This window comes from Oleiphilus sp. HI0128 (assembly GCF_001635365.1).
Genome location: NZ_LWGG01000316.1, coordinates 1 through 934 on the forward strand (window position 1 = coordinate 1; position 934 = coordinate 934).

General features: G+C 44.4%; 1 protein-coding gene. It reads left to right on the top strand.

Features of this window, described 5'->3' with window-relative positions:
• Positions 1-934 (top strand): HAMP domain-containing sensor histidine kinase (locus A3763_RS04005; protein ID WP_197482749.1); only part of this gene is annotated, 934 nt, incomplete at both ends.

A 934-nucleotide genomic window follows, 5' to 3' on the forward strand; every position in this document is an offset into this window, starting at 1 on the left:
CTGACAAGGCCAGCATCGAAGACAAGGAAAAATACTATCGAGCAGGCGGCAACGAAATTATACACCCTCCTGTTAGCCATAAAGAATTACTAAGTAAAATCAAGCACTACAAAATGCTATGCGATACCGCTAATCGCTTTGCCCAATCAATCGCAACGGAAGAAAATCTGGGCAAAGCAGAAGAGTCTCGACGCCGTTTTTTAACAACCTTGAGCCATGAACTCAGAACCCCTCTCAATGGAATACTTGGCTTTTCAAAAGCCCTGAAGAAAAAAGACGAAGAGACTCCTTTGGGTAAATCTGGTATCGATGCCCTTAGCCGAATATTTGAAAGCACTAACCAGATCAACGCAATTATTACAACCCTGATCGATATCTCCAGCGCCTCTCTGGGCGCTCAGGGAATGATATCAAAAAACTTCGATATCAGCTCTCTCGCCTTAAAGCTCGAAACCAACTTCAGGCAAGCAGCGCTTGAAAAAGGCTTGGACTTCTCAATTGATTACCCTGATGGCCTAACAATGCTAAGCGATGAAAAGAAAATTTATTCAATGCTGCAGCACCTTGTTGATAATGCCATCAAATTCACTCAAAGCGGTAGCGTCAACATTCGCCTTAACACTGACTTCAACCCCACTAGCGGACAACGCATTATCTTTGAAGTATCAGATACAGGCATCGGAATAGACCCGCGAGACCATAAGCGGGTCTTTACCGAAGTCGGGCAATTAAATAACGAACACAATCGAGAACATTATGGTGTCGGCCTGGGCTTATATTACGTCAACCTGCTCTCGCAACAGATCGGAGGTAGCATTGAGGTTGAATCAACTCCCGGCGAGGGCGCTAAGTTTACTTTAGACCTACCTGCTGGAGAGCTAATTCTTGAAGCAGAACCAGTAAACGAAGAGCAAGAAATTGATGACCTATTGTT